This window comes from Amycolatopsis sp. NPDC004772 (assembly GCF_053601215.1).
Genome location: NZ_JBSGBK010000174.1, coordinates 1 through 3,920, shown reverse-complemented (window position 1 = coordinate 3,920; position 3,920 = coordinate 1). Strand labels below are relative to the sequence as shown.

Annotated in this window: 3 protein-coding genes and 1 pseudogene; all 4 read right to left on the bottom strand. The window is 68.6% G+C overall.

The genetic code is table 11. The features are described from left to right. Positions 1-591: 591 nt before the first annotated feature. Positions 592-1,803, bottom strand: coding sequence for a L,D-transpeptidase (locus ACWEF6_RS42785; RefSeq protein WP_449688179.1), 1,212 nt, complete (start codon positions 1,801-1,803; stop codon positions 592-594). 103 nt (positions 1,804-1,906) lie between these two features. Beyond that, on the bottom strand, positions 1,907-2,776 hold the full coding sequence (locus ACWEF6_RS42780) for a patatin-like phospholipase family protein (RefSeq protein ID WP_449688178.1): 870 nt from the start codon (positions 2,774-2,776) through the stop codon (positions 1,907-1,909). Between the two features lie 17 nt (positions 2,777-2,793). Continuing rightward, the gene (locus ACWEF6_RS42775; protein ID WP_449688177.1) at positions 2,794-3,441 is read right to left on the bottom strand and encodes a DedA family protein; all 648 of its coding nucleotides are present in this window, start codon (positions 3,439-3,441) and stop codon (positions 2,794-2,796) included. 44 nt (positions 3,442-3,485) lie between these two features. Next, positions 3,486-3,920: pseudogene (locus ACWEF6_RS42770) on the bottom strand (lipoyl synthase); the annotation flags it as partial.

The following is a 3,920-nucleotide window of genomic DNA, read 5'->3' as shown; positions in this document are numbered from 1 at the left end:
GAGAGTAGGACACCGCCGAACTTAACGTGAAGGAGAGGGCCTGGGCCCGGTCGAGACGAACAGTCTCCCGGCCCAGGCCCTTTTCTCATGCCCGGCTTCCGGCCCCATCACGCGAACCCGCCCGGCGCCGCGCCGGATCACGAGTCCGCTCGAGGCCGGCCGCTGTGATGCCCGGCCAATCCACGTGATGCCCCGCCGATCACGAGTGATGCCTCTCAAAGCACGCGTGATGCCGCCTGGAACACCCGAGATGCCCCGCCCTCGCCGCGGCGGGCGCTCCTGAGATCGGCCTCGCACGCGCCAAGGGCATGCCAGGAACTCGGCACCCGCGCGATTCAAGACCGACCTCGCGTGACTGAAGGCGGAACTCGCGTGACTGAAGGCGGAACTCGCGTTCCTCGACGGACGACACCCGTACCTGGGTGGACGACACGTCTACTCGGGCGGGCGACTCGCGCACCTAGACGGACGACACGTGTGCCTGGAGGGGCCACGCGCGTGATTGAGGGGCGACACGGGTGATTGGAGGGGTTGGCGGGGTATGAGAAGGGGGTCAGGAGCGGAGCTCCTGACCCCCGGACAAGAGGTGGGTTACTTGATTGCGGAGCCGGCTTGCCAGTCGGCCCAGGACTTTGACCAGTCGCCGTACAGGTCCCAGACCGGGAGCTGGGGGCCGCCCGAGTTGGTGACCTCCACGACGTCGCCCAGGCCCATGTTCTGGAAGAACCACTGGGCGTTCGCGTCGTTCAGGTTGATGCACCCGTGCGATACGTTCGAGCTGCCCTGCTGGCTCACGCTGTTCGGGTTCTCGTGGACGAACTCGCCGTCGTTGGAGATGCGCTCCGACCACTTCTCATTGGACCGGTACGCCTTCGGATCCGGCGGGCAGACGCCGTACGTGCAGGAATCCATCGTGTAATTGGCCTGCTTGTCCGAAATCACGTGCGCGCCCAGGTGGGTCGGCGTGGCGTCCTTGCCCATCGAGATCGGCATGGACTTCACCATCTGGCCGTTGTGGAAGATCTGCATCTGCTCGCTGTTCCCGTCCGCCTTCGCGATCCAGGAATCGTGCACCTTGTACGTTTCCGTACGATCTTCCGCGCCGAACACCCCGCCGCCGAAATCGACGCCGTAGATCTTCGCCGTCACCTTCAGCGTCGTGCCGGCCTTCCAATACTCCTTCGGCCGGTAGTGGACGTTCGAGTCGTCGATCCAGTACCAGCCGCCGTCCTGCTTCGGGGTCGACTCGACCGTCAGCGCCTTCTCGACCGCCGCCTTGTTCTTGACCGCGATCTTGCCGAAGCTGAACACGATCGGCTGGCCGACACCCACGCCCGTGCTCGCCACCGCGGACGGCGCCGGGATCAGGTTGGCGTTCGCCTGCTTCTTCGGCGACAACGTCGTGATCTGGTTTTCCTGCTCGATCGGCTTCCCGTTGCTGCCCTGGGCGTGCGCGACGATCTTGTACGTCGAGCCGTAGCCGAGCGGCTCGCTGGACGTCCAGCTCGACCCGTCGGCCGCCAGCTTGCCGGCGACCGCCTTCCCCTTGGCCGCGTTGGTCACCGCGACGTCGAGCAGTTTCCCGTTGGCGGCCTTGACGACGATCGGCGTCGCCGGGTTCACCGCCGTGCCGCCCGCGGGCTCGAACGTCACCGCGACCGGCGTGTCGGACGGCGCGGCGGAGCCCGACGCCGGGTCCCCGCCGGCGGGCGAACCGCCGTCGTCACCGGACGAGCAAGCGGAAAGCAGCAGTGCCCCGGCGAGGATTCCGGCCACCGAAAGTAAAATCTTCTTGGGGAGCATATTGTCTCTTTTTGGGAATTGGGATCGGCGGGCATTCGTCATCAAAACTACGCGATAGCGATGACGTTCTTGCCGGCGGATCGGTGCATCGGCGTGACGTGGATCACGTGATGACGAGCCCCGGTGCGCCGTACAGCCCCGGCCCGTTCACCGAAAGCGCGCCGAGGTACTCGCGCGCCGCCGTGTACGCCTCGTCCGCCAGTGCTTCCGTGTGCCCGAAGTCCAGGGGGTTCACCCGGACCGGCGCCGGCCCCGGCAGGTAGACCACCGGGACCGAAGCCGCGGCCAGCGGCGCTTCCAGCACGGCCTGGTTCCGCATGCTGATCATCGCGGTGAACATCATCACCTCGGCGAACGTCCGCGGCGCGCCCGGCAGTTTCCCGGGGAACGCGCAGTCCAGCACCACCAGCGACGCCGCCCCCATGGCGAGGGCCTGCCGCATCGGCACGTTCGCGACGAGCCCGCCGTCGTACAGCAGCTGCCCGTCGTGCTCCACCGGCGGGAAAATCCCCGGGATCGCGCAGCTCGCCAGCAGCGGCTCCAGCAGGCGCCCGGAGCGGATCAGCAACGGCTCGGCCGTGTCGACCTGCGTGGTGACGACGCCGAGCGGCAGCGCCAGGTCCTCGAAACGGGTGTCGGCGCCCAGGTGGTCGGCGATGATCCCGGCCAGGCCCGTGTTGGGGAACAGGTGCGTCTTGCTCTGCGTCAGCGTCCGGACGCGGCTCAGCACGCCGCCCGGGAACGCCTCGGCCCGCGTCATGTGCGCCCAGATGTCGTGCAGCCGGGCGAGCGCGTCGGTGCCGGAGCGGGCCAGCACGGCGGCGTTGAGCGAGCCGACCGACGTCCCGGTCACGACGTCCGGTGTCAGCCCGGCCTCGGTCAGCGCGCGCAGCATGCCGACCTGCATGGCGCCGAGGCTGCCGCCCCCGCCGAGGACGAAACCGATCGGCCGGGGAAGGTCCGCGAGACTCATACCGCCGAATGTAGTACTCAGGGCACGCGTTCGGGCTCCGGCTCGGGGGTGGCGAGCGCCTTGCGCTTCTTCAGCCGCAGCAGGAAGAACACCGCAACGGCGGCGAGCACGCCGACGACGATCAGGCCGCCCGTGTTCAACGCGCCTTCGATCCGCTTCGCGGCTTCACCGAGTGTCGCGCCGATGCTGATGTGGACCAGCGACCAGCAGAACGCGCCTGCGGCGGCGGCCGGCAGGAACTTGCGGAACGGCAGCCCGGACGTCCCGGCCGCGGCCGGGGTCAGCGTCCGGATCACCGGCAGGAACCGGGCGAAGAACACCGCCCAGGCGCCCCGGCGTTCGAGGACGCCGGTGGCCTTGTCCCACGCCTCCAGGCCGTACTTGCGGATCAGCTTCGTGTCACGCAGGCGCGGCCCGAAGCGGCGGCCGATGCCGTAGCCGAGCGCGTCGCCCGCCGTCGCGCAGAGGGTGACGACCAGCCACAGGACCAGGAACCGGGGCACGGTGTTCGCCGTCGTCGCGGCGATGAGCAGCCCGGATTCGCCGGGGGCCAGGAAACCCAGCCCGATCGTGCACTCGGCGAACACCAGGCCGCCGGTCGCGGCGACGAGCCCCGGTTCCGGGAGTCCTTGCAGCCAGCTGAGGAGGTCCGAAACCAGGGCCATGACCCCACTTTACCGATCCTTTAAGGATGGTGGGGTGACGTGCGTCACCGAGCCAGGAGCGACGCCGCTTCCTGGGCTGCGGGACCTTCGGCCGCCAGGTGCTGCAGGTTTTCGGGCAAGACCTCGCCGCGGTGGGCCTTGGTCTGGGCGTAGAGGCGTCCCGCGCGGTAGGACGAGCGCACCAGCGGCCCGGCCATCACACCCGCGAAACCCATCGCCTCGGCCGCCTGGGAGTGCTCCACGAACTCCTCCGGCTTCACCCACCGATCCACCGGGTGATGCCGCGGCGACGGACGCAAATACTGCGTGATCGTCAAAATCTCGCAGCCCGCATCCACCAGGTCCCGCATCGCCGGCGCCACCTCATCCGGCGTCTCACCCATCCCGAGGATCAGATTCGACTTCGTCACCAAACCGGCCTCACGCGCCGCCGTGATGACCTCCAACGACCGCGCATAACGGAACCCCGGACGAATCCG

Excerpts from the sequence above, each read along its gene's own strand:
- ACWEF6_RS42785 (WP_449688179.1), bottom strand. The coding sequence starts at position 1,803 with ATGCTCCCCAAGAAGATTTTACTTTCGGTGGCCGGAATCCTCGCCGGG.
- ACWEF6_RS42780 (WP_449688178.1), bottom strand. The coding sequence starts at position 2,776 with ATGAGTCTCGCGGACCTTCCCCGGCCGATCGGTTTCGTCCTCGGCGGG.
- ACWEF6_RS42775 (WP_449688177.1), bottom strand. The coding sequence starts at position 3,441 with ATGGCCCTGGTTTCGGACCTCCTCAGCTGGCTGCAAGGACTCCCGGAA.